Genomic DNA, 22,202 nt, shown 5'->3' on the forward strand with positions numbered 1-22,202 from the left:
ACGAAGAGCACTCCAATTGGTGGGGTGCGAGCCGTGAGGGGTCCTCGTCTGTAGTGGACGAAGACCGGGTGCACGACAACAAGCAAGCCAGACACACTATTGGGTCCTGAGGCAACACCCTCGGGTGCTGTCCCTCCACCTTGGTGGTGGGGTGTGGTGTTTGAGAACTGGATAGTGGTTGCGAGCATCAAAATGTATGCGTTGTCGTTCGCGGCAACGTGTTCTTTTTGTGCAATTTTATTCTTTGGTTTTTGTAGTGTTTGTAAGTGTCTAAGGGCGCATGGTGGATGCCTTGGCATCGAGAGCCGATGAAGGACGTGGGAGGCTGCGATATGCCTCGGGGAGCTGTCAACCGAGCGTTGATCCGAGGATTTCCGAATGGGGAAACCCAGCACGAGTTATGTCGTGTTACCCGTACCTGAATATATAGGGTGCGGGAGGTAACGCGGGGAAGTGAAACATCTCAGTACCCGTAGGAAGAGAAAACAATTGTGATTCCGCTAGTAGTGGCGAGCGAACGCGGAAAAGGCTAAACCGCATGCATGTGATACCAGGTAGGGGTTGTGCGTGCGGGGTTGTGGGAATGATCTTCTCAGCTCTACCTGGCTGGGAGGCAGTAAAAAAGTGTCGTAGTTAGCGGAAGTGGCCTGGGACGGTCTGCCGCAGACGGTGAGAGCCCGGTACGCGAAAACTCGACACCTGCCTTGATCAATCTCCCGAGTAGCAGCGAGCCCGTGGAATTTGCTGTGAATCTGCCGGGACCACCCGGTAAGCCTAAATACTTCTCGATGACCGATAGCGGATTAGTACCGTGAGGGAATGGTGAAAAGTACCCCGGGAGGGGAGTGAAAGAGTACCTGAAACCGTGTGCCTACAATCCGTCAGAGCCTCCTCGTGGGGTGATGGCGTGCCTTTTGAAGAATGAGCCTGCGAGTCAGGGACATGTCGCGAGGTTAACCCGCGTGGGGTAGCCGCAGCGAAAGCGAGTCTGAATAGGGCGTATCCCCGTAAGGGGTGTAGTGGCATGTTCTGGACCCGAAGCGGAGTGATCTACCCATGGCCAGGGTGAAGCGCGGGTAAGACCGCGTGGAGGCCCGAACCCACTTAGGTTGAAGACTGAGGGGATGAGCTGTGGGTAGGGGTGAAAGGCCAATCAAACTCCGTGATAGCTGGTTCTCCCCGAAATGCATTTAGGTGCAGCGTTGCGTGGTTCACCACGGAGGTAGAGCTACTGGATGGCCGATGGGCCCTACTAGGTTACTGACGTCAGCCAAACTCCGAATGCCGTGGTGTCAAGCGTGGCAGTGAGACGGCGGGGGATAAGCTCCGTACGTCGAAAGGGAAACAGCCCAGATCGCCGGCTAAGGCCCCAAAGCGTGTGCTAAGTGGAAAAGGATGTGCAGTCGCAGAGACAACCAGGAGGTTGGCTTAGAAGCAGCCACCCTTGAAAGAGTGCGTAATAGCTCACTGGTCAAGTGATTGTGCGCCGATAATGTAGCGGGGCTCAAGCACACCGCCGAAGCCGCGGCACATCTACTTTGTAGGTGTGGGTAGGGGAGCGTCCCTCATTCAGCGAAGCCATCTGGTAATGGATGGTGGAGGGTGGGGGAGTGAGAATGCAGGCATGAGTAGCGAATAGGCAAGTGAGAACCTTGCCCGCCGAAAGACCAAGGGTTCCTGGGCCAGGCCAGTCCGCCCAGGGTGAGTCGGGACCTAAGGCGAGGCCGACAGGCGTAGTCGATGGACAACGGGTTGATATTCCCGTACCCGTGTGTGCGCGCCCGTGATGAATCAATTGTGCTAACCACCCAAATGGTTGCTGATCAATCCCTTCGGGGTGCGACGGTGACCGGCTGCGTGGGACCCCGGTTGGTAGTAGTCAAGCGACGGGGTGACGCAGGAAGGTAGCCGTACCAGTCAGTGGTAATACTGGGGCAAGCCCGTAGGGAGAGCGATAGGAAAATCCGTCGCTCATTAATCCTGAGAGGTGACGCATAGCCGATTGAGGCGAATTCGGTGATCCTCTGCTGCCAAGAAAAGCCTCTAGCGAGTTCACACACGGCCCGTACCCCAAACCAACACAGGTGGTCAGGTAGAGAATACCAAGGCGTACGAGATAACTATGGTTAAGGAACTCGGCAAAATACCCCCGTAACTTCGGGAGAAGGGGGGCCGGCATGTCGTGAACACCTTTTCGGTGGGAGCGGAAGCCGGTCGCAGAAACCAGTGAGAAGCGACTGTTTACTAAAAACACAGGTCCGTGCGAAGTCGCAAGACGATGTATACGGACTGACGCCTGCCCGGTGCTGGAAGGTTAAGAGGACCCGTTAACTCGCAAGGGTGAAGCGGAGAATTTAAGCCCCAGTAAACGGCGGTGGTAACTATAACCATCCTAAGGTAGCGAAATTCCTTGTCGGGTAAGTTCCGACCTGCACGAATGGCGTAACGACTTCTCAACTGTCTCAACCATAGACTCGGCGAAATTGCACTACGAGTAAAGATGCTCGTTACGCGCGGCAGGACGAAAAGACCCCGGGACCTTCACTATAGCTTGGTATTGGTGTTCGGTACGGTTTGTGTAGGATAGGTGGGAGACTGTGAAGCTTCGACGCTAGTTGAGGTGGAGTCGTTGTTGAAATACCACTCTGATCGTATTGGACTCCTAACGTCGAACCGTATATCCGGTTCACGGACAGTGCCTGGTGGGTAGTTTAACTGGGGCGGTTGCCTCCTAAAATGTAACGGAGGCGCCCAAAGGTTCCCTCAACCTGGACGGCAATCAGGTGTTGAGTGTAAATGCACAAGGGAGCTTGACTGCGAGACCTACAAGTCAAGCAGGGACGAAAGTCGGGATTAGTGATCCGGCACCTCTGAGTGGAAGGGGTGTCGCTCAACGGATAAAAGGTACCCCGGGGATAACAGGCTGATCTTCCCCAAGAGTCCATATCGACGGGATGGTTTGGCACCTCGATGTCGGCTCGTCGCATCCTGGGGCTGGAGCAGGTCCCAAGGGTTGGGCTGTTCGCCCATTAAAGCGGCACGCGAGCTGGGTTTAGAACGTCGTGAGACAGTTCGGTCTCTATCCGCCGCGCGCGTCAGAAACTTGAGGAAACCTGTCCCTAGTACGAGAGGACCGGGACGGACGAACCTCTAGTGCACCAGTTGTTCCACCAGGAGCACTGCTGGATAGCTACGTTCGGACAGGATAACCGCTGAAAGCATCTAAGCGGGAAACCTTCTCCAAGATCAGGTTTCTCACCCTCTAGGAGGGATAAGGCCCCCAGCAGAACACTGGATTGATAGGCCAGACCTGGAAGCTCAGTAATGAGTGCAGGGAACTGGCACTAACCGGCCGAAAACTTACCAACACAACCAATCGCAACCACTATTCGTTCCTCGACCATACGGTCGAGTTACACCGCATCCCGCCACCAAACACAAATTTAAATAGAGTTACGGCGGCCACAGCGACAGGGAAACGCCCGGTCCCATCCCGAACCCGGAAGCTAAGCCTGTCAGCGCCGATGATACTGCCCTCTTCGGGTGGAAAAGTAGGACACCGCCGAACATACACAAAAACACCCCCATTCATTTGGGGGTGTTTTTGCATCCCGGACTGCGCGCGCGGTTCCCCCGAGGGGGACGTGCCCCGAGCCCGCAAACCCCCAATTCGCACCGAAATGCCGGCTGGGACTGCCTGCGCTGTTATTGCTAGTCGAACAACGTCAGATCGGCCGGTGCCCGTCGCTGCTCCAGGGTCAGCAGCGTTTTCAGATCGGCCGGTGCCCGTCGCTGCTCCAGGGTCAGCAGCGTTTGTTTGCGTTCGAGGCCACCGCCGTATCCGGTCAATTTGCCGGCCGACCCGATGACGCGATGGCACGGCACGATGATTGCGACGGGATTGTGTCCGTTGGCCAATCCGACGGCGCGTGCGGCGCCGGGCGCGCCGATTTGCTCGGCAATCTGTCCGTAGGATCGTGTTTCGCCATAAGGAATGGTCAGCAGCGCGCGCCACACTCGTCGCTGAAATTCAGTGCCGCGCAAATCCAGCTCAACGTCGAAGTCGTACAGATCGCCGGCGAAATAGGCGTCGAGTTGACGGACAACCTCAGAGAACACACTGTTGTCCCGGGTCCAGTCGGCGCGGCTCGGTTCGTAGGTCTGATCGACCATTCGGAGATTGGTCAGCACGTCGTCGTGTCCGGCCAGGGTTAGTAAGCCGATGGGGCTGTCGATGGTGCGATAGTGGATCATGCGACCTCCTGGGGTGGCCATTGGTTTACCGAGTGTTCGAGTGTGGTCCAGAGATGCTGGGTGGCGTAGGAGCGCCAGGGCCGCCACCGGGCGCTGTGCTCCATCAACGCTCGTTCCGGGGCCGGCAATCCCAGCCGTTCAGCCGCTAGTTTCAACCCGAGGTCACTGGCCGGGAACGCATCCGGATCGCCCAGCCCACGCATGGCAATCACCTCCGCGGTCCAGGGGCCGATTCCCGGGAGTTCCAGCAGCTGGCGGCGTGCCCGGGACCAATCACATCCAACGTCCAGGGTGACGTCGCCCGCCGCGAGACCCTCGACAAGCGCGCTCAACGTCCGCTGCCGCGACTTGGGGACGGCGAGATGAATCGGATCGATTTCGGCCAGCTGCTCGACCGAGGGGAATGTATGGGTCAAGGCGCCCGAGCCGTCGTGCACCGGTTCTCCGTAGGCGGCGACGAGCCGGCCGGCGTGGGTACGTGCGGCCTTCGTGGACACCTGCTGTCCCAGCACCGCCCGCACTGCCAGCTCTGCCTCATCGACGGTACGGGGGATGCGCTGTCCCGGCGCCTTGGCGACCACGGGGGCCAGGTCCGGGTCAGCGCTGAGGGCTTCCACCACCGCTTCGGGGTCGGCATCTAGATCGAGCAGCCGTCGACACCGCGCCGTGGCGGTCGCGAGGTCCCGCAAGTCATCGAGCACCAGCACGCACCGCACGTGATCCGGGGCGGGGGCCAGCGAAACCACACCGTTGCCCGTTGCCAGCCGCAGCGTGCGACGGTAGACGCCGTTGCGAACCTCCTCACAACCCGGGACCGCGCTAGCCGCCAGATGTCCGAAAACTCCTTCAAATGCGAATGGAGTGCGCACCGGCAACCGAAGCGACAGCACACCCGGTGAGGTATTGGATCCGAATCGGGTGCCCGCTCGCCTGCGCAATGCCGTCGGGGTGCTGTCGCACACCATTCGGACGGTGTCATTGAACTGGCGGATGCTGGAGAATCCGGCGGCGAACGCCACATCAGCGAATGGCAGGTCGGTGGTCTCGATCAACACTCTGGCGGCCTGCATCCGCTGAGCACGGGCCAGCGCGAGCGGACCCGCTCCGACCTCGGCCTGCAACAGCCGTTCCAACTGGCGGGTGGTATAGCCGAGGTGACCGGCCAACCCGGTGACCCCGTCACGGTCGACGGTTCCGTCGGCGATCAGTCGCATGGCGCGCGCGACGACGTCACCGCGCATGTTCCACTCCGGGGAACCCGGCGAGGCGTCAGGACGGCACCGCTTGCAGGCGCGGAAGCCCTCACGCTGTGCGGCCGCGGCCGTCGGGAGGAAGCGCACGTTGCGGGCGAAAGGGGGCCGGACTGGGCAGCTGGGCCGACAGTAAATCCGAGTGGTGAGAACCGCGATCACGAACCAGCCGTCGAACCGGGCGTCCTTGGCCTGGACCGCCCGGTAGCAGCGTTCGAAATCTTCATGCACGCTTCAACAGTTACACCCCGGCACCGACAAGACTGGCGGAAAAACGACATCAACGTGTGGGTGCTACTTGCGACGCGTGGCGGGCTCGGCCGGCGAAGCCAGCTTGGTGCGCTGATCGTGCCCGCGGAGTTTTACGCTCCTACCCAACGTCCAGAGCGCCCTTTCCTCCTCACCGGCCCCCTCCAGGGTCTGCGCCGACGTCAGCAGTTTGCCGGGACGGGATTTGGCCAGTTCGCACAGGCGGGCCGCCTCGTTGACCGGCTCGCCGATCACCGTGTATTCGAACCTCTCTTTGGCACCCACGTTGCCGGCGACGACCGTTCCGGCCGCTACTCCGATGCCGGCCTGTAGTTCGGTCATCTCGTCGGCCAGTCGGTCGGCGATGGCCCGGGCACAGGCCAAGGCCTCGTCTTCGGGGGAGTCCAGGTAATTGGGAGCGCCGAAGATCGCCAGCGATGCGTCACCCTCGAATTTGTTGACCAGCCCGTGGTGACGGTCGACTTCCTCGACGACGATCGTGAAGAACTGATTGAGCAGATGAACGACCTCCGCCGGCGGGCGGCTGGTCACCAATTTCGTCGAGCCGACGATGTCGATGAAGACGACAGCCACGTGGCGTTCTTCGCCGCCGAGTTTCGGGCGCTCGCGTTCGGCTGCGAGCGCCACGTCGCGTCCGACGTGCCGCCCGAACAGGTCACGGACTCGTTCGCGCTCGCGCAGCCCGTCGACCATGGCGTTGAAGCCTCGCTGCAGCTCACCTAGTTCCGTTCCGTCGAACACCACGAGATCGCCGCGGAGGTCACCCTGCTCGACGCGCTTGAGTGCGGCGCGTACCACCCGCACCGGTGTCGCCGTCAGCCAGGCGAAAATCCACAACAGGATGAAGCCGAAGATAAGCGTGGCTGCCGAGATGATCAGCACCCCAACCGCGAATTGGGTCTGAGTCAGGTTCTTCAATGTCATCTCGAAAAAAGCCATCAGGCCGATGCCGACGACCGGCACCCCCGAGCCGAGCAGCCACACCATCATGGTTCGGCCCATGATTCCCGGCGCGAGCCGCCGCGGCGGCGGCCCCGCCTCCAGCGCCTGCGCGGCTATCGGCCGCAGAGCGAACTCGGTAAGCAGGTAGCTCCCGGTGGACACCAGCAGACCGCAGAAGCTCACCGCTACGAGGAAGCGGGGGATGAACATGGTGTTGGCCATGCCGTAGAGGGTGGTCGTCAGCACAGTGCCGATCCCCCACAGGACGAGGTGGCCGACCGCGACTCGCCACGGCGCCATGAAGGTGTTCCGCTCGTCCCTGTCGGTGGGCTTGCGCTCCTCGATCGCCCACCGTAGCGCTTCGACCGTGCCGCGGGTGATGGTAAAGGCGCCGACGATCAGGGCGGCCACGATGTAGGCCGGGACCGCGACGAAGGAGACCCAGAGCGGGGCGTCGTCGAACACGCTGGGTACGGGGACGGCAACCGTCACCACCAGCACGGCGACGGCGATTCCGATCAGATTCGCGGCCATGATCAGGACGGTCATGATGACCTGAATGCGGACCCGTCGGCGGTGTTGATCTTCAGACACCCGCCCCAGAAGCCACGAGCCATACGCGGGTGTGTCCGGCAGCCGACCGCTCTGACGGGTCACCTTCTCGAGGACCCGGCCCAGACGCTGCGCGAGGCTTTTCCTGGGGGCCGTATTGGGCGACATGGTGGCGTCAGCCTAATTCTCGAGTGGCGATCCTGATGAAGTCGGGTATGACTGGCCGGGCCGTTGAGGTGAGTGGCCGTCGTCGCGCATACGTCGCGCGCCTCGCGCTGCCGCCAACGTTTTAAGGTGAGCGGGTGCGTCTCGTCATCGCTCAGTGCACGGTCGACTACGTCGGCCGTCTCACCGCGCATCTGCCGTCCGCGCGGCGGCTACTGCTGTTCAAAGCGGACGGCTCGGTCAGCGTGCACGCCGACGACCGCGCATACAAGCCGCTGAACTGGATGAGCCCACCCTGCTGGCTAACCGAAGAGCCGGGTCCGGTATGGGTGGTCGAGAACAAGACCGGCGAGCAGCTGCGCATCACCGTCGAGGCGGTGGAGCACGACTCACGCCACGATCTCGGTGTCGATCCGGGTCTGGTCAAGGACGGGGTCGAGGCCCACCTGCAGGCGCTGCTCGCCGAGCACGTCGGATTGCTCGGGCAGGGCTACACGCTGGTGCGCCGGGAGTACATGACCGCGATCGGGCCGGTCGATCTGCTGTGCCGCGACGAAACGGGCGGCTCGGTCGCCGTCGAGATCAAGCGACGCGGCGAGATCGACGGCGTAGAGCAGCTCACCCGTTATCTGGAACTGCTCAACCGCGACACCGTCCTCGCACCGGTAAAGGGCGTATTCGCCGCGCAGCAGATCAAGCCGCAGGCCCGGACCTTGGCCACCGATCGCGGAATCCGTTGTCTGACATTGGACTACGACAAGATGCGCGGTATGGACAGCGACGAGTACCGGCTGTTCTGACATGGCTCGGCGTCGCAAACCGCAGCCCCGGCAGCCGTTGCGGCTACCGAGCCGAGTTGAAACGGGACCGGACGGTTACGACTACGAAGTTCGCCCGATCGCGGCCGCGCGTGCCGTCAAGACCTATCGCTGTCCCGGTTGCGATCACGAAATCCGTTCCGGCACAGCGCATGTGGTGGTGTGGCAGGTCGGGATTTCAGCGGCGATGGACGACCGCAGGCACTGGCACACGCCGTGTTGGACCCACCGAGACAATCGCGGTCCGACCCGGAAATGGTCTTAGTGCGCCGGCTCCACCAGCTCGATCAGCACGCCGCCGGCGTCCTTGGGGTGGATGAAATTGATGCGCGAGTTCGCAGTGCCACGGCGTGGCTGCTCGTAGACCAGTCGTACACCCTGGGCGCGCAATTGCTCGCACATGGCATCCAGGTCCCTGATCCGGCAGGCGAGCTGCTGAATGCCGGGTCCGCGCTTGTCGATGAACTTCGCGATGACCGACGTCTCGTCGAGCGGAGCCATCAGCTGGATCTGCGCGCTGGTGCCCGGCACCGCCAGCATCGCTTCGCGAATGCCCTGGTCGTCGTTGATTTCCTCATGAACCAGGATCATGCCGAGGTGATCGTGATACCACTCGATTGCAGCATCCAGGTCGGCGACTGCAATGCCGACGTGATCGAGCCCGGTCACCAGTGAGGTGGCCAGCGTTGGACGGGCCTCAACTTGATCGGTCGTCATCACTTAACGGTAACCTCATAAGAAAGAATCCGCTTCTGCGGGTTGGCCCGATCGGCCGTTCCCGTGCGGTGTAGGAGGTTTGATGACGACGTCGGTGATCGTTGCTGGGGCGCGGACGCCTATCGGCAAATTGATGGGCTCGCTCAAGGACTTCAGTGCCAGTGACCTCGGTGGCATCGCGATCAAGGCCGCGCTGGAGAAGGCCTTTCCCGGCGTGGAAGTGCCGCCGTCGCTGGTTGAGTACGTGATCATGGGCCAGGTGCTGACCGCGGGTGCCGGGCAGATGCCGGCGCGCCAGTCTGCCGTCGCCGCCGGTATCGGTTGGGACGTGCCCGCGCTGACCATCAACAAGATGTGCCTGTCCGGCATCGACGCGATCGCCCTGGCTGATCAGCTGATCCGTGCCGGCGAGTTCGACGTGGTGGTCGCCGGCGGCCAGGAGTCCATGACAAAGGCGCCCCACCTTCTGATGGACAGCCGGGCCGGGTACAAGTACGGCGATGTGACGGTGCTCGACCACATGGCCTACGACGGCCTGCACGACGTGTTCACTGATCAGCCGATGGGTGCGCTCACCGAGCAACGCAACGACGTCGACAAATTTACCCGCTTGGAGCAGGACGAGTACGCGGCACGGTCGCACCAAAAGGCCGCGGCCGCATGGAAAGACGGCGTGTTCGCCGACGAAGTGGTTCCGGTGGACATCCCGCAGCGCAAGGGTGATCCGCTGCAGTTCAACGAGGATGAAGGTATCCGTGCGAACACCACCGCCGACTCGCTGGCCGGCCTCAAACCCGCCTTCCGCAAGGACGGCACCATTACGGCCGGGTCGGCGTCGCAGATCTCCGACGGCGCTGCCGCGGTAGTGGTCATGAACAAGGAGAAGGCCCAGGAACTGGGTTTGACCTGGTTGGTCGAGATCGGTGCGCACGGCGTGGTGGCCGGACCGGACTCAACGCTGCAATCGCAGCCCGCCAACGCCATCAAGAAGGCGCTCGACCGGGAGGGCATCTCCGTCGACCAGCTCGATGTCGTGGAGATCAACGAAGCGTTTGCGGCGGTGGCTTTGGCGTCCACGAGGGAACTCGGGGTCGATCCGGAGATCGTCAACGTCAACGGCGGCGCGATCGCCGTCGGGCATCCGATCGGTATGTCGGGAGCGCGGATCACGCTGCACGTGGCGCTGGAACTGGCGCGGCGCGGGTCGGGCTACGGGGTGGCGGCGCTGTGCGGCGCCGGCGGACAGGGCGACGCCTTGATCCTGCGGGCCGGGTAACCGGCGCCAAGGGGTTTGCTGGCTGGACTGGTGAACCTTCCGTCGAGATTACTGTGAGATTGGTCATAGCCGCTGGCGGCGAGCTTCGACGTGCGAATTCCGTTCACTCTATTCGGTCATAGGAGGTCGGCGCGAGCAGGGCAGAACGGCGTGACAGACTTGACGGCGTGACACGTCCCCGACCCTCGATGGGGCCAGCGTTGGCCGGTGCGGTCGACCTGTCCGGCCTCAAGCAGCGCGCTCAACAGAAGGCCAGCGAGGCGTCGCAAGGACCTCCCGGCGAACGCGTCGGCCCGGGCGGTCCCGGTGGCCAGGAGATCATTCAGGTCACCGAGACAAATTTCGAGCACGAGGTGATCAATCGGTCCGATGAGGTACCGGTTGTGGTCTTGCTGTGGTCCCCGCGCAGTGAGGTGTGCGTCGACTTGCTTGAGACGCTGGCCGGGCTGGCCGCCGACGACAACGGCACCTGGGCATTGGCGGCGGCCAACGTCGATGCCGCGCCGGGAATCGCCCGGATCTTCGGTGTACAGGCAGTCCCCACCGTCGTGGCACTGGCCGCAGCGCAACCAGTTTCAAGTTTTCAAGGTCCACAGCCGGCCGATCAGCTGCGGCGCTGGATCGACTCGCTGATCGACGCGACGGCGGGCAAACTGCGAGGCGCGCCGGGCTCGGGGCAACCGGAAGAGGTCGATCCGGTGGTCGCCCAAGCGCGCCAGCAACTGGAGGCCGGCGATTTCGAGGCGGCCAGAGAGTCCTATGAAGCGGTCCTGAGTGCCGATCCGGGGAGTGTGGAGGCCAAGGCGGCCATCCGCCAGATCGAATTCCTCACCCGCGCCACAGCGCAGCCGCCGAACTCGGTTGCGTCAGCCGATGCGGCACCTGATGACATCGATGCCGCTTTCGCGGCTGCCGACATCCAAATCCTCAACCAGGATGTCGCGGCGGCCTTCGAGCGGTTGACCGCGTTGGTGCGCCGGACATCCGGGGACGACCGCAGTCGGGTGCGTACCCGGCTCATCGAGCTGTTCGAACTCTTCGACCCGGCCGACCCGGAGGTGGTCGCCGGACGGCGCAACCTCGCCAACGCGCTGTACTGACCGGTCCTTCCGCGAGCCACGCGGCCCAGGCCGGCTACAGGCCCGGTTGGCCATTGACGCCGGGCAGTCCGATCAGGCCGGCGGCGCCACCGACCCCGCCCTTGCCCGGCGTCGTGGCGACGAAGCCGCCGCCGCCGTTGCCGCCGTTGCCGCCGTTGCCGTAGAAGACGGCGTTGCCACCGGCTCCGCCGGCCCCACCGGCAGCGCCGGCGACGAAGGTCGCACCGCCGGTACCGCCGACGCCGCCATTGCCGAACAATCCGGCCTTGCCGCCGGCGCCGCCGGCGCCACCGTCGCCGTTCTGACCGAGCCCGCCTGCGCCACCGGTGCCGCCGTTGCCGGCCAAAAGGCCCGCTGCGCCGCCCGCCCCACCGACTCCGCTGGTATCGGCGGCGCCCCCGACGCCGCCGTATCCGCCGTCACCGAAGAACAAGCCCCCGGCCCCGCCGACTCCGCCCGTTCCGCCAATGGAGCCGGCTTCGAAGCCGTTGCCCCCCCTGCCGCCAGATCCGCCGGTGCCGAACCAACCGCCGTTGCCGCCGTTGCCGCCGGCGCCGGCGGCGGATTTGAAGCCGAAGCCCCCGTCGCCGCCGCTGCCGCCCGGGCCGGACAACACGCCGGCGTTACCGCCCGTACCGCCGGCACCACCGGCCGCGCCGAGGAAGCCTTCGCCGCCGGTGCCGCCGGCGCCGCCGCCACCGACCAGCAGACTGGCCCCGCCGGCGCCACCGGCGCCACCTGCGGTACCCCCGACCCCACTGCCGCCGGCGCCGCCGGTGCCGCCGGAGCTCAACAGCCCGAGCACCCCGTTGGCTCCACCGGCGCCGCCGGCTCCGCCGCCGGCGCCGACGCCCCCGTCGCCGCCCGCCCCGCCGCCGCCGAACAGCACGCCCGCGCCGCCGGCGCCCCCTGCTCCACCGGTTCCGGTGCCCGTCCCGCCGATTCCGCCGCCGCCTCCGGCACCGCCGTTACCGAACAGCAGGCCGCCGGCACCGCCTGCACCACCGGCGCCGCCGGTGCCATTGATAAGTGCAGCGGTACCACCGGCCCCTCCCGGCCCTCCGTTACCTAACAGGCCCGCGTTGCCGCCGGCGCCGCCGGCTTGGCCGATGCCGCCGGACCCACCGGCTCCGCCATTGCCGATCAAGAGTCCACCATCCCCGCCCCTGGCCCCGGTCCCCACCCCCGCGTCGGTGCCGTTTCCGATCAGCGGACGTCCCAACAACAGCTCCGTGGGTGTGTTGATCAGGTTGAGCAGCTGCTGAATTGGCGATGCGTTCGCAGCTTCGGCCGCGGTATATGACGCCGCGCCCGTGGTCATGTTCTGGACGAACTGAGCGTGGAACGCCGCGGCTTGAGCGCTGAGCGTGTGATAGGTCTCGGCGTGCGCGCCGAATATCGCGGCGATGGCGGCCGATACTTCATCAGCACCGGCGGCCATTACGTTCGTGGTGGCGGCGGCGGCCGCGGCGTTGGCCTCGCCGAGAATCACTCCGATGTTCGCCACATCCGTAGCTGCCCCCGACACCATTCCCGGCACGGTGAATACAAAAGACATCTTGCCACCCTTCAACGGCCCGACCGCCATCGATGGGTGGCGGCACGGAAGCATATCGCGATCCGGCGCCACAGGTTTGCCGATTCGGCGACCAAACTTGGAGTTTGGTAAGCGATTTCGGTTCCGGGTCAGGGAAACGAAATCAGGCGGGTTCCAGCCAGATTGCCGAAAGCGGCGGCAACACAAGTACCGCGGACGCCGGACGGCCGTGCCACGGGTCGTCGGTAGCGTCGACGCCGCCGAGGTTGCCGATTCCCGAACCGTTGTAGACGGTCGCGTCGGTGTTGAGCACTTCCCGCCAGCGGCCGGCCTGCGGCAGGCCCAGGCGGTAGTTGCTGTGTTCAGCTCCGGCGAAGTTGAACACGCATGCGAGCACCGAGCCGTCGCTGCCGTAGCGCAGGAAGCTCAACACGTTGTTGGCCGAGTCGTTGGCATCGATCCACGAATAGCCCTCCGGTGTGGTGTCCCTGCTCCACAGCGCGGGGTGGCTCGAGTAAATCCCGTTGATGTCTCGCACCAGGCGCAGCACGCCGTTGGAGAAGCCCTGCTCGTCCAGCTGCCACCAATCCAGTCCGCGTTCCTCTGACCACTCGGCGCGCTGGCCGAATTCCTGGCCCATGAACAACAACTGCTTGCCGGGGTGTGCCCACTGGTAGGCGAGCAGACTGCGTAATCCGGCCGCCTTGGCGTGGTTGTCGCCGGGCATCCGCCCCCACAGCGTGCCCTTGCCGTGCACCACCTCGTCGTGGCTGAGCGGCAGCACGTAGTTCTCGCTGAACGCGTACAGCATCGAGAACGTCATCTCGTGGTGGTGGTAGGTGCGATAAATCGGATCGCGGCTGAAGTAGGCGAGCGTGTCGTGCATCCAGCCCATGTTCCACTTCATCGAAAAACCCAGGCCGCCAAGGCTGGTCGGCCGCGTGACACCGGGCCACGACGTCGACTCCTCGGCGATGGTGACGATGCCCGGTGCGGCCTTGTGGGCGGTGGCGTTCATCTCCTGCAGGAATTGCACCGCCTCGAGGTTCTCACGCCCACCGTAGATATTGGGGGTCCAACCCCCTTCGGGACGCGAATAGTCCAGGTACAGCATCGACGCGACCGCATCGACCCGCAAGCCGTCCATGTGGAACTCCTTTAGCCAGTACAAGGCGTTGGCCACCAGGAAGTTACGCACCTCCGGACGTCCGAAGTCGAAAACGTATGTTCCCCAGTCTAATTGCTCGCCACGCTTGGGGTCGGAGTGTTCATAGAGCGGGGTTCCGTCGAAGCGCCCCAACGCCCAGGCGTCTTTGGGGAAGTGCGCCGGTACCCAGTCCACAATGACGCCGATGCCGGCTTGGTGCAGCGCGTCGACCAAGGTCCGGAATTCATCGGGGGTGCCGAAACGCGACGAGGGCGCGTAGTACGACGTCACCTGATAACCCCAGGATCCGCCAAACGGATGCTCGGCGACGGGCAGTAGCTCTACATGGGTAAACCCTTGCCCGACAACATATTCTGTGAGCTGTGCGGCGAGCTCCCGGTAGCCGAGTCCGGGTCGCCAGGAGCCGAGGTGGACCTCGTAGGTGCTCATCGGCTCGAACACCGGGTTGCGCTGAGCGCGCTGCTGCAGCCATTGCTCGTCGTTCCAGGTGTACCCGCTGACCGTGACCCGCGACGCGGTCTGCGGCGGCACCTCGGTACCGAACGCGAACGGGTCGGCACGATCGGTCACGACACCGTCGGCGCCGTGAACCCGGAACTTGTACAGGCCGTTGATCGGGAAGTCGGGCCAGAACAGTTCCCAGACTCCGGACGAGCCCAGCACCCGCATCGGGGCGTCGGCTCCGGTCCAGCCGTTGAAGTCGCCGATCAGGCTGACGCCCTTGGCGTTGGGCGCCCATACCGCGAACGAAACCCCGGTGACCATGCCGTCGGGTGTGGTGAAAGAGCGGGGATGGGCGCCCAGCACCTCCCACAGGCGCTCATGGCGTCCCTCGGCGAACAGGTGCAGATCCACCTCGCCCAGCGTGGGCAGAAAGCGGTAGGCGTCGGCCACCGTGTGCGGGTCCGACCCGTCGTAGGTCACCTCGAGCCGGTAGTCGATGAGGTCGACGAAGGGTAGTGCGACCGCGAACACGCCGGAGTCGATGTGCTGAAACGGAAATCGATCCTCGCCCACCAGCGCGACGATGCTCGCCGCATGCGGCCGAAACGCCCTGATCACCGTGTGATCGCCGTACTCGTGGGCGCCGAGAACGCCGTGCGGATTGTGATGCGTTCCCGCGGTCAGGCTGGCTATTTCAGCGGGGTCGGGTGCCAGATCTGTTCCGGCGAGTTGGTCGGTGCGATTCACTTGCCCTTACCTCCTGCGCAGCAGCGTGACTCGGGATTCCTCCGGTACGAGCGGCATGTTGATGACGTGGGCGACCGCTCGGCCCGGGTCAATGCGGATGTAATTGGATTGCCCCCATTGGTATTCCTCACCGGTGATCTCGTCGCGCACCCAGAACCGCTCGTAGGGCTCCATCCCCAGCGCCGCCATGTCCAACCACAGCGTCGCCTCTTCGGGCCCGAATGCGTTGAGCGTCACCACCACCAGAACACAGTCGCCGGTTCCCGCGTCAAACTTGCTGTAGGCCAGTAACGCGTCGTTGTCCACGGTGTGAAAGTGGATGGTACGCAACTGCTGCAGCGCCGGGTGCAATCGTCGAATTTCATTGAGCCGCGCGATGAACGGCTCCAATGACCTTCCTTCGGCCAGCGCTGCCTCGAAGTCGCGGGGCCGCAATTCATACTTCTCCGAATCCAGGTACTCCTCGCTGCCCTCCCGCACCGCGCGGTGCTCGAACAGCTCATAGCCGGAGTACACCCCCCACGACGGACTCATGGTGGCCGCCAGCACCGCCCGGATGGCGAACATGCCCGGGCCGTTGTGCTGCAACACCTCATGCAGAATGTCCGGGGTGTTGACGAACAGGTTCGGGGTGCGGAAGTCGGCGAGCTTGGCGATATCGTTTCCGAACTCCGTCAACTCCCACTTGGCGGTGCGCCAGGTGAAGTAGCTGTAGGACTGGGTGAAACCCAGCTTGGCCAGACCGTACTGGCGGGCCGGCGGGGTGAACGCCTCGGACAGGAACACGACGTCGGGGTCGGCGGCTTTCACCTGACCGATCAGCCAGGCCCAGAAGTCCGGCGGCTTGGTGTGGGGGTTGTCGACACGAAACACCTTGACACCGTGTTTGATCCAATGCCGCACCACCCGCAGTACCTCGTTGTAGAGACCGGCCGGATCGTTGTCGAAGTTGAGCGGGTAGATGTCCTGATACTTCTTGGGAGGGTTCTCCGCGTAGGCGATGGTGCCGTCCGGCAACTCGGTGAACCAGTTGCGGTGTTCGCGCGCCCACGGATGATCCGGAGCGCACTGCAGCGCCAGGTCCAGCGCCACCTCCATACCCAATTCCTTTGTAGCAGCAACGAAGTCATCGAAGTCGTCGATCGTGCCCAGCGCCGGATGGACAGCATCGTGCCCACCCTCGTCGCTGCCGATCGCCCACGGGGAGCCCACATCGCCGGGTGCGGCGGTCGGGTTGTTGTTGCGGCCCTTGCGGTGCACCTTGCCGATCGGGTGTATCGGCGGCAGATACACCACGTCGAAGCCCATCTCGGCGATCCGGGGCAGGGCCGCTACCGCTGAGGTGAAAGTCCCGTGCACCGGGCGCCCATCGGCGTCCCGTCCGCCGGTGGACCGGGGGAACATCTCGTACCACGAGCCGAAGCGCGCCAGTGGCCGGTCCACCCAGATTCCGTATTGCTGGCCGCGGGTCACCAGTTCCCGCAGCGGGAACTGGGCGAGCAGGTCCTCGATCTCGGGGGCCAATGCCAGGGCGGTGCGAGTCAAGGGATCACCGGGCTTGCGCAGGGCGGCGGCGGCGTCCAGGAGCGGGCGGCGCTGCTGGCGGGGGACGCCTGTGGCGGCGCGCTCGAACAGCGCCGCGCCCACCAGAAGATCGTTGGACAGCTCTTTTTCGCCCTGACCCGCATCGAGTTTGGCGACCAGGCCGTGGCGCCAGGAATGAATCGGGTCACCCCAACCGTCTACCCGGAAAGTCCACAATCCCACCCGATCGGGGGCGAACTGGCCGTGAAAAACGAACGGCTCCAGACCGGTCGTCATCGCAAAATGCCGGGGTTTCACTTTTTCGGCGACCGCGGCATCGGGCTCAGTGGCGTGTACGGCCTTCATTCCCCGGGCGTCGGCGAGCTGCGGGTAACGCGTCCCCAGATGCCGCACCACCAACGTCGCCGCCACGGCCTCGTGCCCTTCGCGCCACACCGCGGCGCTGACCGGGATCACCTCACCGACCACCGCTTTGGCGGGATACGTACCGCACGAGACCACGGGCTGAACGTCATCGATCTCGACACGACCGGGCACCAATCACTCCATTTCGATTGCCCGGCTCTTCCTCGGCTCAGCGTTGGGCCGTATCGTCGCCGGGGCGTTCCGGGTTGGTCACCCCGGCGGCCGCACCGGTCGTCGTCGGGGTTTCATTCGTCAGCTCGTCGTCCGTCGCCTCTGTGCGCCCCATACCCACCCTAGTGTCCGGCTACACCGAAGGGTGCCGAAGCGCACCGAGCAAGCGGTCCCTGTAAACCGCGCATGCAGCGAAAACCGCACTAGTGTTGAGACGCGTGAAAGCCCTTCGCCGCTTTACCGTCCGTGCTCACCTTCCCGCGCGGCTCGCCGCGCTCGATCAGCTGTCCACCAACCTGCGCTGGTCGTGGGAGAAACCCACCCAAGACCTGTTCGCGACGATCGATCCTGAACTTTGGTCCAAGTGCGGTAAGGATCCGGTTGCGGTGCTCGGGGCGGTGAAGCCGGCACGGCTGGACGAGTTGGCGGGCGACGGGGAGTTCCTGCGCCGGCTCGATGAGCTCGCGGCCGACTTGCACGACTACTTGACCCGTCCGCTGTGGTATCAGCAGCAGGAAGCTGCGGGCGTCGAGATGCCCACCGGAATCGCGTACTTCTCGATGGAGTTCGGCGTCGCCGAAGTACTGCCCAATTACTCCGGCGGCCTCGGGATCCTGGCCGGTGACCATCTGAAGGCCGCCTCGGATCTGGGTCTGCCGCTGATCGCCGTAGGTCTGTACTACCGCTCCGGTTACTTCCGGCAGTCATTGACCGCCGACGGTTGGCAGCAGGAGACCTACCCGTCGCTGGATCCGCAGGGATTGCCCTTGCGGCTGCTTACCGACGCCATGGGAAACCCGGTGCTGGTCGCGTTGGCGCTTCCGGATTCCGCGCAACTGCGGGCGCGGGTCTGGGTGGCGCAGGTCGGTCGGGTGCCGCTGCTGCTGCTCGATTCCGATGTGCCGGAGAACGAGCACGAACTGCGCAGCGTCACCGACCGCCTTTACGGCGGCGACCAGGAACACCGCATCAAACAGGAGATACTCGCCGGCATCGGCGGCGTCCGGGCGATCCGCGCTTTCACCGCTGTCGAGGGCCGGCCCGCCCCCGAGGTCTTCCACATGAACGAGGGCCACGCGGGATTCCTCGGCGCCGAACGGATTCGCGAGCTGGTCACCGACTCCGGATTGGACTTCGACACCGCCCTGACGGTGGTGCGATCGAGCACCGTTTTCACCACCCACACTCCGGTGCCGGCCGGCATCGATCGATTTCCGGTGGAGATGGTGCAGCGCTACTTTGACGGCTCCAGCGACGCCGTGACCACTCTGCTGCCGGGCGTACCGACGGCCCGGATCCTTGCCCTGGGCGCCGAGGACGATCCGACGAAGTTCAACATGGCACACATGGGGCTGCGATTGGCGCAGCGAGCCAACGGCGTTTCGTTGCTGCACGGCCAGGTGAGCCGTGAGATGTTCAACGAGCTCTGGCCCGGCTTCGACCCGGGCGAGGTGCCGATCGGTTCGATCACCAACGGCGTGCACGCCCGCACCTGGGCCGCGCCCCAGTGGCTGCAGTTGGGACGCGAGTTGGCCGGGTCGGACTCGTTCAGTGAGCCGGCGGTATGGCTGCGGCTGCAGCAGGTCGACCCCGGGCATTTGTGGTGGATCCGATCCCAGCTGCGGGCGTTGCTGGTAGAGGACGTCCGCGTGCGGTTGCGCCAGTCGTGGCTGGAGCGCGGTGCGTCTGAAGCTGAACTAGGTTGGATTGCAAAGGCTTTCGACCCCGATGTGCTCACCGTGGGATTCGCGCGCCGGGTCCCGACATACAAGCGGCTGACCCTGATGCTGCGCGACCCGGATAGGCTGGAGCGACTGCTGCTCGACGAGGAACGGCCGATTCAGCTGATCGTCGCGGGAAAGTCGCACCCGGCCGACGACGGAGGCAAGGCGCTGATTCAGCAGGTGGTGCGGTTTGCCGACCGGCCGGAGGTGCGGCACCGGATTGCCTTCCTGCCCAACTACGACATGTCGATGGCTCGGCTGCTCTACTGGGGCTGCGACGTCTGGCTGAACAATCCGCTGCGGCCGCTGGAGGCCTGCGGCACATCGGGAATGAAGAGCGCGCTCAACGGCGGGCTGAACCTGTCGATCCGCGACGGCTGGTGGGATGAGTGGTACGACGGCGAAAACGGGTGGGAGATACCGTCGGCGGACGGCGTCGCCAGTGAAGACCGTCGTGACGACCTGGAGGCCACCGCGCTCTATAACCTGCTGGAGCAGGCCGTGGCACCGAAGTTCTACGAACGCGACGATCACGGGGTGCCGCCGCGCTGGATCGAGATGGTGCGGCACACTCTGCAGACGCTCGGCCCCAAGGTGCTGGCCTCGCGGATGGTCACCGATTACGTCGAGCACTACTACACGCCGGCGGCGCAGTCGTTGCGCAACACCGTGACGGGTGGGGCCTTCGAGCCCGCCCGTGAATTGACCGCTTACCGGAGGCGGGCCGAGGCCGCTTGGCCTCGGATCGTGGTGACCGACGTCGACAGCACCGGCCTCCCGGATACCCCGCTGCTCGGATCGAAGCTGACATTGACAGCGACCGTGCAACTGGCCGGTATGGCGCCCGAGGAAGTGACGGTGCAGGCCGTACTGGGCCGGGTCGACAGTGGCGATGAGCTGTTGGATCCCGTCACCGTAGAGATGACCTATACCGGTAGCGCCGAGGGCGGCAACCAAGTGTTCTCGACGACCACGCCATTGCCGCTGGCCGGGGCGCTCGGCTACACCGTGCGGGTGCTGCCACGCCATCCGATGCTCGCCAACAACAGCGAGCTCGGCCTGGTCACGCTGGCCTGAGTCTCCCTGCTTGAGCAGACGCAAAGTCGCACGATCTCAGGGAGAATCGTGCGATTTCGCGTCTGCTCGCGCCAAGCGCGCCAAGCGCGTCAGCGCGGCGCGGACCTGCTCGGCGTTGGTGGTCTGCCAGAACGGCGGGAGCGATGCGCGAAGGTATTCGCCGTACCGGGCGGTGACCATGCGCGAGTCGAGCACCGCGACCACACCACGGTCGGTGACGCGCCGCAGCAGTCTGCCCGACCCCTGCGCCAGTAGCAGTGCCGCGTGGCTGGCCGCGACGGCCATGAAGCCGTTGCCGCCGTGCGCCGCGACCGCGCGCTGACGCGCGCTCAGCAGCGGGTCGTCGGGCCGGGGAAACGGGATCCGGTCTATCAGCACCAATGACAACGACGGGCCCGGTACATCCACGCCCTGCCACAGCGACAGCGTGCCGAACAATGACGTCTCGGGATCGCCGGCGAACTGCTCGACCAGCGCCGAGGTGTTGTCGTCGCCCTGACACAGCACCGGTGTGGACAGGCGGTCGCGCATGGCATCGGCGGCTGCCCGCGCCGCGCGCATCGACGAAAACAGGCCCAGCGTCCGTCCACCCGCCGCAGTGATCAACTCCGCAATCTCGGTCAGTTGTTCGGCCGAGCCGGTGCCTTCGCGGCCCGGGCGTGGCAGATGCGCGGCGACGTACAAGATCCCCGATTTCGCATGGCTGAACGGCGACCCCACATCGAGACCCCGCCAGGCGGTGTCCGAGCCTGCCAGACCCCACGCCTCGGCCATCGCGTCGAAAGCCCCGCCGACGGTCAGAGTCGCCGAGGTCAGTACCGCGGTAGACCGGGAGAAGACCTTGGCACTGAGCAGCCCGGCCACGGACAGGGGCGCCACACGGAGCACCGCGCGCTGCGTTCCCCGGTTGTCCTCGTGATCCAGCCAGACGATGTCGACGCGATCGGGTATCGCAGGCACGAACGAATCAAGTACTCGGGCGGCTGTATCGGAGATCTCGACCAACGCCGCGGCCGCTTCCGCGCGGGCCGCCGCCGCGCGCGGATCGTTGGTGCCCTCGATCGCCGAACGCGCCGCGCTGGCAGCGTCGCGCAACGCGGTCAGGTAGGTCGCCAACTCGTCGTCGAGATGATCGATGCGGCCGGGTCGGAAGTCATGTATCGCCGAGGAGAAAGTCGCCGAAGCGGCCTCCAGACGTTCCACCAGTTCCGGGCGGACCAGGCGGGCGATGCGCCGCGCAGCCGCGCCCAAGGTGGCCGACGTCAGCTCTGCAGTGGCCACCGATGTCACCCGATCAGCCAGTTCGTGCGCCTCGTCGACCACGAGCAAGGTGTGTTCGGGTAACACCGCCGAGTCCGAAACCGCGTCGATCGCCAGCAGCGCGTGGTTGGTGACGACCACATCGGCGCTCCCGGCGTGCGCCCGCGCTCGTTCGGAGAAACACTCGGCGCCGAAAGGGCAGCGCGCGACGCCGATGCATTCCCGCGCGGAAACGCTGACCTGGGACCACGACCGGTCCGGCACCCCGGGCTTCAGGTCGTCGCGGTCACCGGTGTCGGTGGCCGCCGACCATTCGGTGAGGCGCTGCACGTCGCGGCCCAGCGCGGTGACCGCCATCGGGTTGAACAGTTCCTCCTGTGGGCGGTCGTCGGCCTCTTCGCCAGCGCCGCCGTCATAAATCTTGTTCAGGCACAGATAGTTTCGGCGTCCTTTGAGCAACGCGAAGGTCACGCGGCGGGGCAACGCGCCGGCCAGTGACTCGGCCAGCCGCGGCAGGTCGCGGTCGACGAGTTGGCGCTGCAACGCGATCGTTGCGGTGGACACCACGACCGGCGCGTCATCGCTGATCGCCCGGACAATCGCGGGAACCAGGTAGGCAAGTGATTTGCCGGTGCCGGTGCCGGCCTGCACGACAAGATGCTCACCCGTTTCGAAGGCCTGCGCGACTGCAGTCGCCATTTTCCGCTGGCCGCGCCGTTCGCTGCCGCCCAGCGCGGCGACGGCGATCGCCAGCAGCGATTCCACGGACTCAGCCACAGC

At 64.9% G+C, this 22,202-nt stretch carries 13 protein-coding genes and 2 rRNA genes; 7 read left to right on the plus strand and 8 right to left on the minus strand.

Going from position 1 to position 22,202, the window contains the following annotated elements; all coding sequences use genetic code 11:
* The first annotated feature begins 260 nt into the window (after nt 1-260).
* Nucleotides 261-3,368, plus strand: a 23S ribosomal RNA gene (locus tag ACX9NE_RS07085).
* 86 nt (nt 3,369-3,454) lie between these two features.
* A 5S ribosomal RNA gene (rrf, locus tag ACX9NE_RS07090) occupies nt 3,455-3,568 on the plus strand.
* Nucleotides 3,569-3,711: 143 nt separating this feature from the next.
* Here rrf and ACX9NE_RS07095 read toward each other — a convergent pair.
* The 3 genes from ACX9NE_RS07095 to ACX9NE_RS07105 form a co-directional block, all read right to left on the minus strand.
* Nucleotides 3,712-4,254 (minus strand): methylated-DNA--[protein]-cysteine S-methyltransferase, encoded by a 543-nt coding sequence (locus ACX9NE_RS07095; RefSeq protein WP_459360983.1) that lies wholly within the window; start codon nt 4,252-4,254, stop codon nt 3,712-3,714.
* Nucleotides 4,251-5,735 carry an AlkA N-terminal domain-containing protein gene (locus tag ACX9NE_RS07100; RefSeq protein ID WP_459360984.1) on the minus strand — a complete coding sequence of 495 codons (1,485 nt, stop codon included), beginning with the start codon at nt 5,733-5,735 and terminating at the stop codon, nt 4,251-4,253. The genes ACX9NE_RS07095 and ACX9NE_RS07100 overlap by 4 nt, the downstream gene beginning before the upstream one ends.
* Nucleotides 5,736-5,798: 63 nt before the next feature.
* On the minus strand, nt 5,799-7,436 hold the full coding sequence (locus ACX9NE_RS07105) for an adenylate/guanylate cyclase domain-containing protein (RefSeq protein WP_459360985.1): 1,638 nt from the start codon (nt 7,434-7,436) through the stop codon (nt 5,799-5,801).
* Between the two features lie 134 nt (nt 7,437-7,570).
* Between ACX9NE_RS07105 and nucS the strand changes: the two genes are divergently transcribed.
* Nucleotides 7,571-8,233: an endonuclease NucS gene (gene nucS, locus ACX9NE_RS07110; RefSeq protein WP_459360986.1), complete on the plus strand. Its 663-nt coding sequence runs from the start codon at nt 7,571-7,573 to the stop codon at nt 8,231-8,233.
* A gap of 1 nt (nt 8,234) precedes the next feature.
* Nucleotides 8,235-8,516, plus strand: coding sequence for a hypothetical protein (locus ACX9NE_RS07115; RefSeq protein ID WP_459360987.1), 282 nt, complete (start codon nt 8,235-8,237; stop codon nt 8,514-8,516).
* Here ACX9NE_RS07115 and mce read toward each other — a convergent pair.
* Nucleotides 8,513-8,971, minus strand: a complete 459-nt coding sequence (gene mce / locus ACX9NE_RS07120) for a methylmalonyl-CoA epimerase (protein WP_459360988.1) — start codon at nt 8,969-8,971, stop codon at nt 8,513-8,515. The genes ACX9NE_RS07115 and mce overlap by 4 nt on opposite strands.
* Nucleotides 8,972-9,050: 79 nt before the next feature.
* On the opposite strand from mce, the gene ACX9NE_RS07125 reads away from it, so the two are divergent.
* Both ACX9NE_RS07125 and ACX9NE_RS07130 read left to right on the plus strand, forming a co-directional pair.
* Complete coding sequence (locus tag ACX9NE_RS07125; protein ID WP_459360989.1) at nt 9,051-10,244, plus strand: acetyl-CoA C-acetyltransferase; 1,194 nt, start codon at nt 9,051-9,053, stop codon at nt 10,242-10,244.
* A gap of 167 nt (nt 10,245-10,411) precedes the next feature.
* Complete coding sequence (locus ACX9NE_RS07130; RefSeq protein WP_459360990.1) at nt 10,412-11,344, plus strand: tetratricopeptide repeat protein; 933 nt, start codon at nt 10,412-10,414, stop codon at nt 11,342-11,344.
* 34 nt (nt 11,345-11,378) lie between these two features.
* Here ACX9NE_RS07130 and ACX9NE_RS07135 read toward each other — a convergent pair whose 3' ends face one another.
* From ACX9NE_RS07135 to ACX9NE_RS07145, 3 genes are all read right to left on the minus strand, one after another.
* Nucleotides 11,379-12,902: a PE family protein gene (locus ACX9NE_RS07135; protein WP_459360991.1), complete on the minus strand. Its 1,524-nt coding sequence runs from the start codon at nt 12,900-12,902 to the stop codon at nt 11,379-11,381.
* Between the two features lie 142 nt (nt 12,903-13,044).
* The gene (gene glgB / locus ACX9NE_RS07140) at nt 13,045-15,240 is read right to left on the minus strand and encodes a 1,4-alpha-glucan branching protein GlgB (RefSeq protein WP_459360992.1); all 2,196 of its coding nucleotides are present in this window, start codon (nt 15,238-15,240) and stop codon (nt 13,045-13,047) included.
* 6 nt (nt 15,241-15,246) lie between these two features.
* Nucleotides 15,247-17,322: an alpha-1,4-glucan--maltose-1-phosphate maltosyltransferase gene (locus tag ACX9NE_RS07145; RefSeq protein WP_459360993.1), complete on the minus strand. Its 2,076-nt coding sequence runs from the start codon at nt 17,320-17,322 to the stop codon at nt 15,247-15,249.
* A 257-nt stretch (nt 17,323-17,579) separates the two neighbouring features.
* On the opposite strand from ACX9NE_RS07145, the gene ACX9NE_RS07150 reads away from it, so the two are divergent.
* Entirely contained in the window at nt 17,580-20,162 is a 2,583-nt protein-coding gene (locus ACX9NE_RS07150; RefSeq protein ID WP_459360994.1) for a glycosyltransferase family 1 protein, read from the plus strand.
* 36 nt (nt 20,163-20,198) lie between these two features.
* On the opposite strand, the gene ACX9NE_RS07155 is transcribed toward ACX9NE_RS07150, so the two are convergent.
* Nucleotides 20,199-22,199: an ATP-dependent DNA helicase gene (locus ACX9NE_RS07155; RefSeq protein ID WP_459360995.1), complete on the minus strand. Its 2,001-nt coding sequence runs from the start codon at nt 22,197-22,199 to the stop codon at nt 20,199-20,201.
* Between the last annotated feature and the right edge of the window lie 3 nt (nt 22,200-22,202).

This window comes from Mycobacterium sp. ML4, assembly GCF_054515735.1.

Bases quoted from the DNA above. Each gene is read 5' to 3' on its own strand.
- ACX9NE_RS07095 (WP_459360983.1), bottom strand. From the start codon at position 4,254: ATGATCCACTATCGCACCATCGACAGCCCCATCGGCTTACTAACCCTG.
- ACX9NE_RS07105 (WP_459360985.1), bottom strand. From the start codon at position 7,436: ATGTCGCCCAATACGGCCCCCAGGAAAAGCCTCGCGCAGCGTCTGGGC.
- ACX9NE_RS07115 (WP_459360987.1), top strand. From the start codon at position 8,235: ATGGCTCGGCGTCGCAAACCGCAGCCCCGGCAGCCGTTGCGGCTACCG.
- ACX9NE_RS07125 (WP_459360989.1), top strand. From the start codon at position 9,051: ATGACGACGTCGGTGATCGTTGCTGGGGCGCGGACGCCTATCGGCAAA.
- ACX9NE_RS07135 (WP_459360991.1), bottom strand. From the start codon at position 12,902: ATGTCTTTTGTATTCACCGTGCCGGGAATGGTGTCGGGGGCAGCTACG.